Origin of the sequence: Delftia acidovorans NBRC 14950 (assembly GCF_001598795.1) — a bacterium.
Taxonomy (GTDB): Bacteria; Pseudomonadota; Gammaproteobacteria; order Burkholderiales; family Burkholderiaceae_C; genus Comamonas; species Comamonas acidovorans.
On sequence record NZ_BCZP01000012.1, the window covers coordinates 166688 to 182320 of the forward strand.

At 68.5% G+C, this 15633-nt stretch carries 15 protein-coding genes; 11 read left to right on the plus strand and 4 right to left on the minus strand.

The features are described 5' to 3' along the window. Positions 1-96 precede the first annotated feature (96 nt). Both DA1_RS17265 and DA1_RS17270 read right to left on the minus strand, forming a co-directional pair. The gene (locus DA1_RS17265) at positions 97-420 is read right to left on the minus strand and encodes a hypothetical protein (protein WP_224985943.1); all 324 of its coding nucleotides are present in this window, start codon (positions 418-420) and stop codon (positions 97-99) included. Between the two features lie 197 nt (positions 421-617). After that, entirely contained in the window at positions 618-1103 is a 486-nt protein-coding gene (locus DA1_RS17270; protein WP_034392818.1) for a hypothetical protein, read from the minus strand. Between the two features lie 657 nt (positions 1104-1760). On the opposite strand from DA1_RS17270, the gene DA1_RS17275 reads away from it, so the two are divergent. From DA1_RS17275 to DA1_RS17285, 3 genes are all read left to right on the plus strand, one after another. Continuing rightward, complete coding sequence (locus tag DA1_RS17275; RefSeq protein WP_012205218.1) at positions 1761-2540, plus strand: LuxR C-terminal-related transcriptional regulator; 780 nt, start codon at positions 1761-1763, stop codon at positions 2538-2540. Positions 2541-2615: 75 nt separating this feature from the next. Further along, entirely contained in the window at positions 2616-3539 is a 924-nt protein-coding gene (locus tag DA1_RS17280) for a sensor histidine kinase (protein ID WP_230590774.1), read from the plus strand. A gap of 145 nt (positions 3540-3684) precedes the next feature. Then, complete coding sequence (locus tag DA1_RS17285) at positions 3685-6312, plus strand: AI-2E family transporter (RefSeq protein ID WP_034392824.1); 2628 nt, start codon at positions 3685-3687, stop codon at positions 6310-6312. A 7-nt stretch (positions 6313-6319) separates the two neighbouring features. Here the strand turns inward: DA1_RS17285 and gbd are convergent, their stop codons facing one another. Then, positions 6320-7456, minus strand: coding sequence for a 4-hydroxybutyrate dehydrogenase (gbd, locus tag DA1_RS17290; RefSeq protein ID WP_012205221.1), 1137 nt, complete (start codon positions 7454-7456; stop codon positions 6320-6322). Between the two features lie 265 nt (positions 7457-7721). Between gbd and DA1_RS17295 the strand changes: the two genes are divergently transcribed. Then, positions 7722-8726, plus strand: coding sequence for an alpha/beta hydrolase (locus DA1_RS17295; protein ID WP_034392826.1), 1005 nt, complete (start codon positions 7722-7724; stop codon positions 8724-8726). 70 nt (positions 8727-8796) lie between these two features. Beyond that, positions 8797-9660, plus strand: a complete 864-nt coding sequence (locus DA1_RS17300; RefSeq protein ID WP_034392830.1) for a YbgC/FadM family acyl-CoA thioesterase — start codon at positions 8797-8799, stop codon at positions 9658-9660. 35 nt (positions 9661-9695) lie between these two features. Here DA1_RS17300 and ygfZ read toward each other — a convergent pair whose 3' ends face one another. Continuing rightward, a complete protein-coding gene (gene ygfZ / locus DA1_RS17305) occupies positions 9696-10643 on the minus strand; it encodes a CAF17-like 4Fe-4S cluster assembly/insertion protein YgfZ (RefSeq protein WP_034392833.1) in 948 nt (315 codons plus the stop codon). Between the two features lie 46 nt (positions 10644-10689). Between ygfZ and mltG the strand changes: the two genes are divergently transcribed. From mltG to DA1_RS17335, 6 genes are all read left to right on the plus strand, one after another. Then, entirely contained in the window at positions 10690-11703 is a 1014-nt protein-coding gene (gene mltG / locus DA1_RS17310) for an endolytic transglycosylase MltG (protein ID WP_080736847.1), read from the plus strand. A gap of 57 nt (positions 11704-11760) precedes the next feature. Continuing rightward, positions 11761-12447, plus strand: a complete 687-nt coding sequence (tmk, locus tag DA1_RS17315; RefSeq protein WP_012205226.1) for a dTMP kinase — start codon at positions 11761-11763, stop codon at positions 12445-12447. Further along, the gene (locus DA1_RS17320) at positions 12444-13493 is read left to right on the plus strand and encodes a DNA polymerase III delta subunit-related protein (RefSeq protein WP_034392839.1); all 1050 of its coding nucleotides are present in this window, start codon (positions 12444-12446) and stop codon (positions 13491-13493) included. The genes tmk and DA1_RS17320 overlap by 4 nt, the downstream gene beginning before the upstream one ends. Positions 13494-13637: 144 nt before the next feature. Further along, entirely contained in the window at positions 13638-13997 is a 360-nt protein-coding gene (locus tag DA1_RS17325) for a PilZ domain-containing protein (RefSeq protein ID WP_012205228.1), read from the plus strand. A gap of 83 nt (positions 13998-14080) precedes the next feature. Continuing rightward, entirely contained in the window at positions 14081-14893 is an 813-nt protein-coding gene (locus DA1_RS17330; protein WP_034392844.1) for a TatD family hydrolase, read from the plus strand. Further along, the gene (locus DA1_RS17335; RefSeq protein WP_013802699.1) at positions 14884-15615 is read left to right on the plus strand and encodes an ankyrin repeat domain-containing protein; all 732 of its coding nucleotides are present in this window, start codon (positions 14884-14886) and stop codon (positions 15613-15615) included. The genes DA1_RS17330 and DA1_RS17335 overlap by 10 nt, the downstream gene beginning before the upstream one ends. Positions 15616-15633: the final 18 nt, after the last annotated feature.

The following is a 15633-nucleotide window of genomic DNA, read 5'->3' on the forward strand; positions in this document are numbered from 1 at the left end:
GGCGAGCCAGGGCACAGGCGCGCACGGGCGTCGGCGCCGGAAATGGGGGGATCGATAAATGGTGGGCGGCCCGAAGGCTGGCCGCCCTGTGTCGCGCTAGCGGCAGACGTTGACCAGGTCGCCCTTGAGGACCACGATCTGGTCCTTGGTCTGGGGCCCATAGCGGTTGAATGCGCTGGCGTTGGTGTTGCTGGCCAGGTCCTGGGTGCAGGTGCGCTGCATGCCCGTGCTGCTCGTCGTGGTCGTGGTCACCACGTTCGCTTCGGTGGAGATACCGGGCGCATTGGTCATGGACATGGCTTCGTAGCGCGCGATCTTGGCCTTGACATTGATGGGGATGTCGGTGACGGTGTCCAGCCCCGACGATGTCGGCTGCTTGGCCGTGGGCAGCCTGAGGTAGTCGACGGGCTTGTTCAGCACCACCGGGTCTTCGCCGGGGGCCGCTGCATGAAGGGGGGTCGCTCCGAGGGCGAGCCAGGCCAATAGGGTAGCCGAACAGAGATGGGCGGCGGTGTGCATGGTGGGCTCTCCTGGTGCGGTGAGCTGGGTCTTCGCCGGGAAGGTGCCGCCGGGTGGCCTGGGGCCGCCCGGCAGTTTCCTTCGTCCGGCAGCCAGGCTCAGTGGTTGTTGTAGCAGGTCACGCAGCCGTTGTTGCTGGAGATGTTCTGCACTGCCGTGGAACCGTTGCCGGCGTAGTTGATGATGCCGGAGTTCTTGGCAGCCACCACCTGGATCGAAGTGCTCTTCACGTCCACTTCGCCATAGTTGGAGGCCAGGTTGTTGACGGCCACTGCGCTATAGCCATCGGCCTTGTTCAGGATGCCGCTGCCGGTGGCTGCGACGACTTGCAGCGAGCTGCCACTGCGATCGATGGTCACGTTGCCTGCATTGCTGGCCAGGTTCTGGGAGGCCTTGCCACCACCCGTTGCCACGTTCAGCACGCCGCTCCTGTTCAGCAGGGTGACCTGAACGCTGGGGCCATTGATTTCGATCTGGGAGCTGCTGCTGCCGCCGCCGCCACCGCCGCCACCGCCACCACCCATGGGGCCTGCCATGGCAGCTGTTGCGATCAAGCTCAGGGAAAGAATTGCAAGCGATTTCATGATGGCTCCTTGATGAAGAATCGGACTATCAGGAAGAGGTGTGTAAGCACCCGTTTTGCAGACACTTTGCGGAGGTTTCCGGCTTTGTCTCCCTGGACCCCTGCTCGTTGTCTGGACTCCAATGTGCTCGGGGAGATCCGTCCATTCCATCTCTTGTCCGGGGTAGCCATGAGCGCTGATCCACTTGCCGGGTACTTACCCACCCAAGCCGTTTGCAGGCAGGCTGCATCGCGTTAAAGCGGCAGCCGTGCGCAATGAATGGATCTGGGTAGTTTCAAGGTGTAACGACAGAAAATTTACGGTTGCAGCTTTGCTTGGGGTCGCCGTCTCGGCGGGTGCGGGGGCTTTTGGGCAACCTGGTGTATCGAAGTGCACGCACCTGAGGCCGGCGACCGCAACAAAGGCGGGATCGGCCTTTGTCACAGGGCGGGATTGAAGGCGCGGTGCGCGGTGTCTGGATCCGCAAGATCTGCCGGACCGGCGCTCAGGAAACTCCGTAGTCGATTCCTCACACAAAGGTGTTAATTTGTAATCTACGCAATCTTTCACAAACTTCGTCAAAGATTGTGGATATCGGTTGCGATTTCTCTTAATGTGGAAAGGCAAGTCTGTGATCGGTTGCGTCATACACATGGCGTGACATTTGAGGAGAGCAGCATGAATCCATCCGACGTTCCCGCCGATGCCCGTCCCCTGATCGCCGAGTCCCCTCGCGCCCAGGGCATGCTGGGCACAGGGCTGAGTTCTGCCATGTGGCCTGACTACCTGGCGGGCCAGCCCGACAAGCCCGTGCGGGTGCTGCTGGTGGACGACGATGCCCATATCCGCATGGTCATTGCGCAGGAAATCATGAACGACCCGCGCACCCTGGTCGTGGCCCAGGCCGGCAGCGTGCGCGACGGGCGCAAGGCCATCCGCCAGCATGAATTCGACGTGATGCTGGTGGACCTGAACCTGGGTGACGGCGAGGGCTTCGAGCTGCTGGACATGATGAAGACCGTGCGGCCCACGGCCGAGGCCGTCATCATCTCCGTGATGGAAAACGACGAACAGGTGCTGCGCGCCTTCGAGCTGGGCGCCACGGGCTACCTCGTCAAGAACTCCTGGTTCGGCAACTATCCGCAGGCCGTGCTGCAGGTGGCCAATGGCGGCGCATCCGTCACCCCCAGCCTGGCGCGCAGGTTGCTGCAGCGCTTCGACAAGACCCAGGGCGCCGAGCCCAAGCGCCGCACGCCCGACGAGGCAGACCGCCTGTCCACCCGCGAGCGCGAGGTGCTGCGCATGGTCGCCAGCGGCTATACCAGCGCCGAGATCGGCTCGCGCCTGATGATCAGCGCCATGACGGTCAACACGCACATCAAGAACATCTACCGCAAGCTGCAGGTGCGCACACGCGCCCAGGCGGTACGCTTTGCATCGCTGCGCGGCCTGTTCTGATCCTGGGGCGGCGTCCTGCCCGCAGCGGCCTGCCGCCGCCCGGGCCATGGCGGCCGCGCCTGGCACGGCTTGGCCATGAAAGATCCCCTTCGCACGCTGGCCATCTGCCTGGCCCTGGGCCTGCTGCAGATGCTGGGCCTGTGCGCCTGGCTCTGGCAGGCGGGCGCCCAGGCCCCGCCGTGGCTGAGCCTGGCCAGCCTGGCGCTGCTGGTATCCACGGCGCTGCTGTGCGCCATGGGCGCCCGGCGACTGCACAGGCTGCTGCTGTGGCGGCGCCGGCGCAGTCCCCGGCCCTCGCGCGAAGTGCAGGCCGAGCGCCGGCGCATTGCCGCCGACCTGCATGACGGCGTGGGCGGGCTGCTGGTGCATGCCATGGCCTTGCTGGACCCGCGCGAGACCCGCCAGCGCCAGGCGCAGGAATTGCTGGAGCAGGGCTTGCTGGACCTGCGGCTCATGGTGGATGCCATGGACGCCATGGAAGACGCCTTGCCCGTGCGGCTGGCGCGCCTGCGCCACCGGCTGCAGCCCGTGCTGGACCGGCGCGGCATGCGCATCTGCTGGAGCGTGGCCGATCCGCATGCCGCCGCCGGGCTGCGCGGGGTGCCGGACCTGCCAGTCTTGCAAGACCTGCCAGACCTGCCGCGTGGCCAGCCGTCCCAGCAGTTGCTGGCCATCGCCCAGGAGGCCGTGAGCAATGCGCTGCAGCATGCGCGCGCCACCACGCTGTGGCTGGTGCTGGAGCCGGTGGATCGTGCAGATGCTGCAAGCCCTGGCCGCGATGCCCGGCGTGCATTGCACTGGGAACTGCGCGTGGAAGATGACGGCTGCGGCCTGCCGTCCGACCCTGGCCCTGGCCCTGGCCCTGCGCAGGGTGCCATCCCGCCTGGCCTGCAGGGCATGGGCCTGGCAGGCATGCATCGCCGCGCCCATGCCATCGGGGCTGTGCTGGACATCCTGCCGCGGGCCGGTGGGGGTACCGTGGTGCGTGTGCGCTGGTGATCGGGCCGATGCGCCGGCGGCAACGGCGTTCCGGCAATTGCGGTGCCCGCTGACAGGGCAGGCCCGCGGCGCGCTGTGCAATCCCCCGATATGCGGATGTGAGGCAGTATCCATACCTGCATCCAAGCCCTGACATCCCGTTTCCATGAACCCACATTCCGACCCTGCGCCGTCGCCTTCACGGCAGGCCCTTCCTGCCGCCGCCGAAGGCGGCAATGCGGCCAATGCAGCCGCGAATTCCGCTACCCATGCCGCCACCCATGCCGATTTCGCGCGCAGCGTGCGTTCGGCCCTGCCGGGCCTGGCACAGCTGGCCGACATGGTGCCCGCGCTGCGCCTGCTCACCGGGCTGCTGGTGGCCAGCATCGTCATCGCCGGCCTGTATTTCGGCCAGGGCCTGCTGATTCCGCTGGCGCTGGCGCTGTTGTTCGGTTTTTTGCTGGATCCGGCCGTCTCCCGGCTCAAGCGCTGGGGCATGCCGCGCATGGCGGCCACGCTGCTGGTGGTGGTCATGGCGCTGGCGACGCTGGCGGGAATGGGTACCTATCTGGGCAGCCAGGTGCAGCAGCTCAGCGCCGATCTGCCCACCTACCAGAACACCATCCGCGACAAGCTGCGCAGCCTGCGCAGGAACGCCAACATGCCCAGTGCCTGGGACGGCGCGCTGCGCACCTATGACACCGTGGAACGCGAGATATCGCGCGGCGCCACCACGCCCCGCGTGCAGAAGGTGGAGATCCAGTCGCCAGAGCAAAAGCCCACGGCGCGCATGCTGCAGTGGCTGGGCCGCGTGGCCGAGCCCGTGACCATGGCCGGCATCGTGCTGCTGTTCGTGATCCTCATCCTGCTGGACCGCGATGACCTGCGCGACCGGCTGCTGCGCCTGATGGGCGGCAACCTGCACGTGGCCACCGACGCGCTGGACGAGGCCTCGCAGCGCATAGGCAAGTACCTGCGCATGCAGTTCGTCGTCAACATCACCTACGGACTGCCCATGGCGGCGGGGCTGTGGTTCATTGGCGTGCCGGGCGCCATTCTCTGGGGCGTGCTGGCGGCCATCATGCGTTTCGTGCCATATGTGGGGGCCATGATCTCGGCCGCCTTCCCGCTGGCGCTGGCCTTTGCCGTGGACCCGGGCTGGCAGATGCTGCTGATGACGCTGGGCCTGATCATGGCGCTGGAGCTGATCAGCAACAACCTCATCGAGCCCTGGCTGTATGGCAGCAGCACGGGCCTGTCCACGCTGTCCATCATCGTGTCGGCCACCTTCTGGACGGCGCTGTGGGGGCCGATAGGGCTGATCCTGTCCACGCCGCTCACGGTCTGCCTGCTGGTGCTGGGGCGCTACATCCCGGCGCTGCAATTCATGGAAGTGCTGCTGGGCAGCTCGCCCGTGCTGGGGCCGGCCCAGCGCCTGTACCAGCGCCTGCTGGCCGACGACGTGGAAGACGCGGTCACGCTGGCGCATGAACTGGTGGACGCAAGGCTGCCGGCGCGCGCCTCGGCGGACGAACGCTCGGCCGCAGTGGCCGGTTTCTATGACGAGGTGGCCATCCCCGCACTGCGCCTGGCCACGCAGCAGCACCTGGAATCGGCCACGGCCGAACACCGGCTGCGCCTGTCCAGCGGCATGGATGCCCTGATCGAGGAACTGCGCGAAAGCCATCCGCCGCCCGCTTCGGCCCTGGCCACACGCGCCCTGCGCATCCATTGCGTGGGCGCGCGCTGGGAGGTCGATGCCCTGGCCGCCGCCATGGTGGCGCACAGCGAGGCGCTGCGCGGCCACGTGGTCAGCTGCTCGGACTGGGCCCTGGCCGCCGACCCGCAATGGCGCCAGCTGGGACCGGGGCAGGGCGGCCTGCCGCAAGGCCACGCAGGAGCGCAGGCCCTGGCCGAGGCGCAATTGCTGGTGCTGTCCGTCTTCAGCACCCAGCCCCAGACCGTGGTGCGCCAACTGATGCGCCGCGTGCGCCGCCATTGGCCGCACCTGCGCGTGGTGCTGGCGCTGTGGAATGCGCCGGCCGTGGTGTCCGACCCCGAGTTCGCGCGCCGCTGCGGCGCCGCCGCCTGCGTGTCCGGCCTGCGCGAGCTGCAGTTGTGGGTGGACGCCTTGCGCCTGCCTGACGCGGCAGGCCAGGGCCTGGCCGCGCCCATTCCCGATGACGATGAGCAGCGCGTGCGCCAACTGCACGACAGCGGCGTGCTCGGGCCCGGCCTGCCGCCGCTGTACCACGAGGCAGCCCAGCAGGCCGCCAATGCCTTCGATGTGAAATGGGCCCAGGTCTCATGGGTCGATGCCGACCGCGTGCACACGCCCGGCAGCCTGCTGGTGGCGGACCAGGGCGACCCGGCTTCCGCCGGCATGCCGCGTGCGCAGTCCATCTGCTCCTACGTGGTCCATGGCGGTGACGCCCTGGTGGTGCATGACGCCGCGCGCGACCCCCGATTTGCCGGCAACCCCGCGTTGCAGGCGATGCGGCTGCGCTTTTACGCGGGCGTGCCGCTCAAGAACCGCCACGGCACGGTGCTGGGCAGCTTTTGCATCATGGACGACGCGCCGCGCGAGGTCTCGGCGGCAGATCTGGAGCTGCTGGGCGTCATGGCCGAGCAGTTGATGCAGAACGTGGAGGTGCGCCGGATGATGGAAGCTGGCGCTGCACCGGCTCCGGTGCAGACTTCGGCACAAACTCCGGCGCAAGTGGCATCCCAAACGACACCCCAGCCACCATCGTCGTCACCATCGACAACACCCCAACCGAGTGCTGGCGGCTGAGTCCCGCTTACAGCGAGGTGGCCAGCATCTGCTCGTAGTCGTCGGCGCTGGCCAGGCGCGGGTTCGTGCCGTGGCAATGGTCCTTGAGCGCGCCGCCGATCACGGCCGCGAACTGCGCGCGCTCCACACCCATGGCCGCCAGGCCCGTGGGCAGGCCCAGGCGGGCGTTCATGTCGCGTATGGCTTCGGGAATGTCGCTGCCCGAGTCCAGGCCCATGGCGTGGGCCATGCGCTGCAGGCGCTGTTCGGCGCGCACGCTCTCGGCCTCGGCATTGAAGCGCACCACGGCGGGCAGGAACATGGCGTTCAGCGTGCCATGGTGCAGGCGCGGGTTCACGCCGCCCAGGCTGTGGCTGAGGCTGTGCACGCAGCCCAGACCCTTCTGGAAGGCCATGGCGCCCTGCATGCTGGCGCTCATCAGCTGGCGGCGCGCCTCGGCGTCCTGGCCGTTGCGCGTGGCGCGCTCGATGTGGGCCCAGCCGCGCGTGAGGCCATCGAGCGCAATGCCGTCGGCAGGCGGGTTGAAGGCCGCCGCCATGAAGGTCTCCATGCAATGGGCGATGGCGTCCATGCCCGTGGCGGCCGTCAGCATGGCGGGCAGGCCGTAGGTCAGTTCCGGGTCGCAGATGGCGGCACGGGGCACCAGGTGCCAGCTGTGAAAGCCCAGCTTGCGGTGGTCGTCCACGATGATGATGGCTCCGCGCGCCACCTCGCTGCCCGTGCCGCTGGTGGTGGGCACGGCGATCAGCGGGGCCACGCGCTCGCTGATGCGCGGCGAGCCTCCCTCGATGGTGGCGTAGTGCGACAGCGGCCCTTCGTGCGTGGCTGCAATCGCCACGCCCTTGGCGCAGTCGATGGCGCTGCCTCCGCCCACGGCGATCAGGCCGTCGCAGCGCTGCTCCTGGTAGATGGCAGCGGCCGCGCGCACGGCGGCCTCGGTGGGGTTGGAGGGCGTCTGGTCGAACACCGCATGCGGCATGCCGCCCAGCGCATCCAGCGCCTTTTGCAGCACGCCAGCGGCCTTGACGCCCTGGTCGGTGACGATCAGCGGCCGCGTGATGCCCACGCGCTCGCACTCCTGGCGCAACAGGCGCACGGCGCCGAAGTCAAACTGGATCTGGGTGACGTAGTTGATGAAGGCCATGGTCGGTGACTCGTTGCGGGCCGTTGCGGCCCGTGGTGGGGATCAGGGGGAGTGCGCCGAATCTAGACCGCGCGTGCTGCACTGCAAACAAAGCAAACCCTGAGAGGGCGCTGCGGCGGTCACGGGGGCGACAGCGCGGGCATGCGCTGCCATCGCATGGCTGCCAGGGCCTTGTGCTCGCGGCACAATGCCTGCTGCGCCGTGCCTGGTCGGCCGCACCTCGCCGGCCGCACCGAATTGCCTTGCCAGATAGTCGCTACCGAACCTGTCCCTGAACGTGCCCCAGACTGAATCCTCCTCCCATGCCACGCCGCTGCCGGCGTCCCTGACCCACCAGATGCGCGATGTGCTGCGCCGCATGGAGCGCGCCGCACGCACGCCCCTGCACCAGCTGGGCGCCGAGGGCGCACGTGCTGCCTACGAGGCGGGGGCCGGCGTGCTCGAAATTCCCAAGCCGGTTCTGCCGCGTGTGGAGGATCTGCAGATTCCCGCGCGCGATGGCGCCTTGCTGCCTGCGCGGCTCTATGCGCCCGTGGAGCGCAGCCAGGCGCCGGCCACGGGCCTGCCCGTGCTGCTGTACCTGCACGGCGGCGGCTTCACCGTAGGCAGCGTGGCCACGCACGACGTGCTGTGCCGCCAACTGGCCCATCTGTCGGGCGCCATGGTGGTCTCGCTGGACTACCGGCGCGCGCCAGAGCACAAGTTTCCCACCGCCCACAACGACGCCTGGGACGCGCTGCAGTGGCTGGCCGCGCAGGCGGCCTCGCTGGGCGCCGACCCTGCGCGCCTGGCCGTGGGCGGCGACAGCGCGGGCGGCACGCTGGCCGCAGCCTGCGCCATCCATGCGCGCGACACCGGCCTCAAGCTGGCCCTGCAACTGCTGATCTACCCGGGCACGACGGCGAACCAGGACACCGACTCGCACCGCCGCTTCGCCCACGGGCTGGTGATCGACGAGCCGGCCATCACCTGGTTCTTCGCCCAGTACCTCAACAGCCCCGCCGACCGCGAGGACTGGCGCTTTGCCCCGCTGCTGGCGCCTGACGTGGACGGCGTGGCCCCGGCCTGGATAGGCCTGGCCGAATGCGACCCGCTGGTGGACGAGGGCGTGGAATACGCCGACAAGCTGCGCATGTCCGGCGTGCCCGTGGACCTGGAGATCTACCGGGGCGTGACCCATGAATTCGTCAAGATGGGCCGTGCCATTGCCGAAGCGCGCCGTGCACATGCCGACATGGCGCGCGCCTTGAGCGACGCCTTCGCGGCCTGAAGGCCAAGGCGCACCAAAACACACCAAAACACACCAAGACACCCCAAGACAACAGGAGAGAAACACCCCCATGCAACGCCAAGATTTCCGCACGCTGCAACGCATCGAAGTGCGCTGGTCCGAAGTGGACGCCCAGAAGATCGTCTTCAACGCCCACTACCTGATGTACGCCGACGTGGCCGTCACCGACTACTGGCGCCAGCTGGGCATGCCCTATGAGTCGTCCTTCGCGGCCCTGGGTGGCGAGCTGTTCGTCAAGAAGGCCACCACCACCTACCACGCATCGGCCACGCTGGGCGACGTGCTGCATGTGGGCATACGCTGTGCCAGGCAGGGCAATACCTCGCTGTTGTTCGAGGCCGGCATCTTCCGGGGCATGGAACTGCTCAATACCGTGGAGCTGGTCTATGTGTTCGCCGATGCCACCACGCGCCAGCCGCTGCCCGTGCCGCAGCAGCTGCGCGACGTGCTCACTGCCTATGAGGCCGGCCAGAGCGTGGTGCGCGTGGCATCGGGCAGTTGGAACGACCTGGGCCGCGACGCCGAGCGCCTGCGCCTGGCCGTGTTCGTGCACGAGCAGGGCGTGCCGCGCGAGATCGAGATCGACGAATTCGACCCCGTGGCCCGCCACGCCGTGGTCTACAACGGCCTGGGCCAGCCGATAGCCACCGGCCGCCTGGTCAGCGACAGCCCCGGCGCGGGCAGGATCGGCCGCATGGCCGTGGACCGCAGCGTGCGCGGCGGCCGCTGGGGCCGCATCGTGCTGGACAGCCTGGTCGAAGCCTCGCGCCAGCGCGGTGACCGCGAAGTCGTGCTGCATGCGCAGCGCCATGCCGAGTCGTTCTACCTGCGCGCGGGCTTCACGCCGGAAGGCGAGCCCTATGAAGAGGCCGGCATTCCCCACATCACCATGAGGAAAGCTCTCACCGCCTGAGCTGCAGGCAGCTCAGGCGGTGCAAGGCTCAAATCTCAGATGTCCTCGCGCAACGCGTAGGGCAGGGGCTTGAGCTGCAGCGCCACGGCCTGTGCGGCATCGGCGCGCTGGCCTTCGCCCAGTGCGGCGTGGGCCAGCAGGGGCTGGTCGGCCGAGCTGGTCTGCATGGAGACGATGGCGTCCCAGCCGCCACCAGGCGCCGGGGCGGCCTGGACCACGGTGCCGGTGGCCTGCTCCAGGTCCTCGGGCGTGAAGACCTCCATGCCGGTGGCCAGCGGCTGCTGTGCATGGGCAAGGTAGGCGCGGCGCTTGAGCGTGCCCCGGAACTGGCTGCGGGCCACCACTTCCTGGCCTGGGTAGCAGCCCTTCTTGAAATTCACGCCTTCCACCGATTCGTAGTTGAGCATCTGCGGCACAAAGGCATCCACCACAGGCGCCGACAGCGTGGCAATGCCGCTGGCGACTTCGCTCCAGAGCCAGTCGGCCTCGCTGAGTGCAGGGCCTTCGGGCAGGGGCGCGCCCACGGGCGCCACGCGCAGGGCGCGCGGCTGGCCGGCGGCCGGGTACAGGGCGATCAGGCTGGCGTCGCCGTCATCGGTCTTGGTCCAGGGCACGGCTGCCGGGCCCAGGGCCTGCGCGGCGGCATCGCCAGCCAGCCCGTGCAGCGTGAATTCGGCCGTGGCGTCGCTGAGCTTGCACTTGGCGCGCAGCACGAACATGGACAGGCGCTTGAGCGTGGGCGCCAGCAGGCTGCGGTCGCACAGCAGCAGGATCTCGTCCTTGCTGCGCTTGAAGCCGATGAAGCTGGCCAGCATGCGGCCCTTGGCCGTGCAGAACGCTGACAGACGCGCATGCTGCAGATCCAGCAGCGCGAAGTCGTTGGTCAGCTGTCCATGCAGGAACTGGGCGGCGTCTTCGCCGAGGGCGCGTATCACGCCGAGATGGGAAACGGAAGCAATGCCGTTCAGTAAAGGCTGGGTCATGGCTGAATTATGATCAGCCGCTCTATTGCTTGCTTGGACCGAGGTTGTGCGCTTTATCTTTCGCGCTTTGATGATGTTGCTGGTGCTGGCCGCCGTGCTGGCCGGTGCCGGCTGGTGGTGGCTGAACCAGCCGCTGCCGCTGGCCCAGCCCACGCTGGAGCTGGAGGTCGAGCCCGGCACCACGCCGCGTGGCGTGGCCCGCGAAGTGGTCAAGGCCGGCGTGCAGACCGATGCGCGGCTGCTGTACGCCTGGTTCCGCGTCTCGGGGCAGGATCGGCAGATCAAGGCCGGCAACTATGAGCTGACCACGGGCCTGACTCCCTATGTGCTGCTGCAAAAACTCGCGCGCGGCGAGGAATCGCTCAAGGCCCTGACCCTGGTGGAAGGCTGGAACTGGCGCCAGGTGCGCGCCGCCCTGGCCCGCGAGGAATTCCTGCGCCAGGAAAGCGCAGGCATGGACGACGCTGCCCTCATGCAGGCCCTGGGCCGCGCGGGCGTGGCGCCCGAGGGCCGCTTCTTCCCCGATACCTATACCTATGCTAAGGGCAGCTCCGACCTGGCCGTGCTGCGCCGCGCCCTGCACGCCATGGACCGGCGCCTGGCCGATGTCTGGGCGCTGCGCTCGGCCGACACGCCGCTCAAGACGCCCGACGAAGCGCTGATCCTGGCCAGCATCGTCGAGAAGGAAACCGGCCGCGCGGCCGACCGCGCACAGATTGCCGGTGTCTTCAGCAACCGCCTGCGCATCGGCATGCTGCTGCAGACCGATCCCACCGTGATCTACGGCCTGGGCGAGAAATTCGACGGCAACCTGCGCCGCCGCGACCTGCAGACCGATACTCCCTGGAACACCTACACCCGCGCGGGCCTGCCGCCCACGCCCATCGCCATGCCCGGCAAGGCCGCCCTCATGGCCGCCGTGCAGCCCGGACAGACCAAGGCGCTGTACTTTGTGGCGCGTGGCGACGGCACCAGCCATTTCAGTGCCTCGCTGGACGAGCACAACCGCGCCGTGAACCGCTACCAGCGCGGCCAGCAAAGCCCTGGGCAAAAGCCCTGAGATATTACCCCAGGGCTGCTGCGCTTTGCGCAGCGCTTGCGTATCCTCTCTTTCCATATGACCACTGCAACTCCCGCCGGCCTGTTCATCAGCTTCGAAGGCATCGATGGCGCCGGCAAGTCCTCGCATATCGCGTCGCTGGCCCAGGCTTTCCGTGACCAGGGCCGCACGGTGACGCTCACCCGCGAGCCCGGCGGCACGCCGCTGGCCGAAAAGCTGCGCGCGCTGATGCTGCACGACGCCATGGACCCGCTGACCGAGGCCCTGATCGCCTTTGCCGCGCGACGCGACCACCTGGTGCAGGTGATCGAGCCCGCGCTGGCGCGCGGCGAAGTCGTGCTCTGCGACCGCTTCACCGATGCCACCTTTGCCTACCAGGGCGCGGGCCGGGGCTTCGACCTGCAGCCGCTGGCCACGCTGGAGCGCATGGTGCAGACGGGCACCGCCCCCCAGCCCGATCTGCTGCGCGAGCCCCACCTGACGCTCTGGTTCGACCTGCCCGCCGAGGTGGCCGCCGAGCGCCTGGCCTCGGCCCGTGTCCCGGACCGCTTCGAGTCCGAGCCCGGCAGCTTTTTCGCACGCGTGGCCCAGGGCTATGCGGCGCGCGCTGCCGCCGCGCCCCAGCGCTTTGCGCGCATCGACTCCAACGCCAGCCGGCATGCGGTCTGGCAGCAGATCACCCAGGTCATGGTGCGCCGGGGCTGGCTGGCCATCATGGTCGGCGGACAGGCAGGTGCGGCATGAGCGAGTCCCTGCCACAACCGGCCGAGACCGACACCGCCTGGATCGCCGGGCAACGCACGCGCCTGCTGGCCCAGCGCGGCCACGCCTGGCTGCTGCAGGGGCCTTCCGGCCTGGGCCAGTACGCGCTGTCGCTGTCGCTGGTGCGCGCCTGGCTGTGCGAATCGCCGTCGCCCCAGGGGGCCTGCGGCCACTGCGGCAGCTGCCACGCCATCGACGTGCGCGCCCATGCCGACCTGTGCGTGCTCATGCCCGAGGTGCAGATGATGGCGCTGGGCTGGCCGCTGCCCGAGAAGGCCCAGGCCGATATCGACGACAAGAAACGCAAGCCCAGCAAGGAAATCCGTGTCGAGGCCATGCGCGACGCCGTGGAGTTCTGCCAGCGCACCAGCGCGCGCGGGCGCGGCAAGGCCGTGCTGGTCTACCCGGCCGAGCAGATGAACGCCATCACGGCCAATGCGCTGCTCAAGACGCTGGAGGAGCCGCCGGGCGATGCCCGCTTCGTGCTGGCCAGCGAGGCGGCCCACCAGCTGCTGCCCACCATCCGCAGCCGTTGCCTGACCCACACCATGGCCTGGCCCGATCAGCAAGAGGCCCTGGACTGGCTGCAGGGGCAGGGCGTGGCCCCGGAAGCGGCCGACGTGGCGCTGCGCGCCGCAGGCGGGCGGCCCGGCGACGCGCTGGCATTGGCGCACAGCGGTGGCGGCAAGGACATGGCCGCATGGTCCCAGTTGCCGCGCGCGCTGGCCAAGGGCGATGTGGCGGCCCTGGCCGCCTATGCTCCGCCCCATGCCGTGGAGGCCTTGCAGAAGATCTGCCACGACCTGATGGCCCTGGCCGCAGGCGCCGCGCCGCGCTACTTCACGCCGGCCGACCTGCCGTCGCGGCCGCTGGACATGGGCCTGCTGGCCGAATGGTCACGCGCCCTGGCCCAGGCTGCGCGCACGGCGGACCACCCCTTCAACGCCGGACTCATGACCGAGGCCCTGGCCGCCGAGGCCCGGCGCGTGCTCATGTCCGGCCAGCCTGCCCGCCAACGCCGGGGATGAGGCGCGGGGAGCGGGGCGTGGCGGCAGCGCAGCAGCGCGGCGGGGTGCTTTTCGCCACATGAAAGCCCGTCCTGTTAACCTACGGCCCTGGGCCCGGTGCCGATCGCGCCGGCCGCTCACCGAACCAATGTCTGCAAACCATCCATGAGCACCGCACCCACCACACCCCGTCCCAGCGTGATGCAACTGGCGATCAAGGAAAAGGCCGCGCTGTACGCCGCCTACATTCCCATGTTCGCCGAAGGGGGCGTTTTCGTGCCCACGCAGCGTGAGTACCGTCTTGGCGATGATGTCTACGTGCTGCTGACCCTGCCCGACGAGCCGCAGCGCTATCCCGTGGCCGGCCGCGTGGCGTGGATCACGCCCGCGCGCGCCTCGGGCAACCGCACGCAGGGCATAGGCATACAGTTCCCCAAGGACGAGAAGTCCGCCGAGCTCAAGGCCAAGATCGAGAACATCCTGGGCTCGGCCCTGGCCTCGGACAAGGCCACGCAGACGGTCTGAGTCCTGCACCTGCCTCTGCCCGCATGCCGACACGGAGGAAATGCTCTCCGGTCGGCATGCCTGTTTCTGAACCACGAGATTCCATGTTTACCGATTCCCACTGCCATCTGAATTTCCCCGAGCTGCAAAGCCGCCTGCCCGAGATCCGCGAGGCCATGGCGGCCGCGCGCGTCACGCGTGCGCTGTGCATCTGCACCACGATGGAGGAATTCGGCGATGTGCACCAGCTGGCACTGGACCACGACAATTTCTGGGCCACGGTGGGCGTGCACCCCGATACGGAACACATGACCGAGCCCAGCGTGGCCGACCTGGTCGAGCGCGCCGCCCTGGCGCGCGTGGTGGCCATCGGCGAAACGGGCCTGGACTACTACGGCATGGAAGACCGCAAGGGCGGGCGCACCATTGCCGACCTGGAATGGCAGCGCGAGCGCTTTCGCGTGCACATCCGCGCGGCACGCCAGACACAAAAGCCCCTGGTCATCCACACGCGCAGCGCCTCTGATGACACGCTGGCCATCCTGCGCGAAGAAGGCGAGGACGGCTCGGCAGGCCAGGCTGGCGGCGTGTTCCACTGCTTCACCGAGACCATGGAGGTCGCGCGTGCGGCGCTGGACCTGGGCTACTACATCTCCATGTCGGGCATCGTTACCTTCAAGAACGCCCAGCACCTGCGCGACGTGGCCGCCTTCGTGCCGGCCGACCGCCTGCTGATCGAGACCGACAGCCCCTACCTGGCGCCCGTTCCCTATCGCGGCAAGACCAATAATCCGTCCTACGTGCCTTACGTGGCACAGCAGATTGCGCAGGTGCGCGGCATGGCCGTGGAGGACGTGGCGGCCCTGACCAGTGCCAACTTCGACCAGCTGTTCAAGGGGGTTGTCGCATGCGACTGAATGCTGCGGCCAGTGGCCGCGTGGGCGTGGACCGGCGCCACTGGCTGGCCCAGGCCGGCCAGGCCGTGGTGGCCCTGGCCGCAGCCAGCGGCGGGCTGGCGCATGCCAGCCAGTACGACGATTACGTGCGCGCCATCATCAGCGACAACGAGCGCGCCATGGTCAACCTGATCTTTCGCGGCTTCGACCCCAACACCCGCGACACGCGTGGCCGCCCGGGCCTGGTGGCCGCCTTGCACCAAGGCTCGCTGGGTGTCTTCGACGTGCTGCTCAAATCCCCGGGCATCAAGGTCAACGAAGCCTCCCAGCAGGGCGAAACGCCGCTGATGATGGCCTGCATCAAGGGCCACCTTGACCTGGCAAAGGAACTCATACGCCGGGGCGCCGATGTCAACCGCCCCGGCTGGACACCGCTGCACTACGCCACCTCGGCCGACCTGCCCAAGACGCTGGACATCGTCAAGCTGCTGCTGGACAACAGCGCCTACATCGACGCCGACTCGCCCAACGGCACCACGCCGCTGATGCTGGCCGCCCAATACAGCAGCGAAGCCGTGGTGGACCTGCTGATCAAGGAGGGCGCCGACGTCATCCTTCGCAACCAGCGCGGCTTCACCGCCGCCGACTTTGCCCGGCAGGTGGACCGCCAGTACATGGTGGACAAGCTCACCAAGGCCATCAAGGCCGAACGCAAGACCCAGCCTTCGCGCGGAAGCTGGTAGCAGCAAGCCAGGCGAGTG

What these genes read in the sequence shown, in the direction of transcription:
- DA1_RS17270 (WP_034392818.1), bottom strand. Translation starts at nt 1,103, where the DNA reads ATGAAATCGCTTGCAATTCTTTCCCTGAGCTTGATCGCAACAGCTGCC.
- DA1_RS17275 (WP_012205218.1), top strand. Translation starts at nt 1,761, where the DNA reads ATGAATCCATCCGACGTTCCCGCCGATGCCCGTCCCCTGATCGCCGAG.
- DA1_RS17280 (WP_230590774.1), top strand. Translation starts at nt 2,616, where the DNA reads ATGAAAGATCCCCTTCGCACGCTGGCCATCTGCCTGGCCCTGGGCCTG.
- DA1_RS17285 (WP_034392824.1), top strand. Translation starts at nt 3,685, where the DNA reads ATGAACCCACATTCCGACCCTGCGCCGTCGCCTTCACGGCAGGCCCTT.
- gbd (WP_012205221.1), bottom strand. Translation starts at nt 7,456, where the DNA reads ATGGCCTTCATCAACTACGTCACCCAGATCCAGTTTGACTTCGGCGCC.
- DA1_RS17300 (WP_034392830.1), top strand. Translation starts at nt 8,797, where the DNA reads ATGCAACGCCAAGATTTCCGCACGCTGCAACGCATCGAAGTGCGCTGG.
- ygfZ (WP_034392833.1), bottom strand. Translation starts at nt 10,643, where the DNA reads ATGACCCAGCCTTTACTGAACGGCATTGCTTCCGTTTCCCATCTCGGC.
- tmk (WP_012205226.1), top strand. Translation starts at nt 11,761, where the DNA reads ATGACCACTGCAACTCCCGCCGGCCTGTTCATCAGCTTCGAAGGCATC.
- DA1_RS17320 (WP_034392839.1), top strand. Translation starts at nt 12,444, where the DNA reads ATGAGCGAGTCCCTGCCACAACCGGCCGAGACCGACACCGCCTGGATC.
- DA1_RS17325 (WP_012205228.1), top strand. Translation starts at nt 13,638, where the DNA reads ATGAGCACCGCACCCACCACACCCCGTCCCAGCGTGATGCAACTGGCG.
- DA1_RS17330 (WP_034392844.1), top strand. Translation starts at nt 14,081, where the DNA reads ATGTTTACCGATTCCCACTGCCATCTGAATTTCCCCGAGCTGCAAAGC.
- DA1_RS17335 (WP_013802699.1), top strand. Translation starts at nt 14,884, where the DNA reads ATGCGACTGAATGCTGCGGCCAGTGGCCGCGTGGGCGTGGACCGGCGC.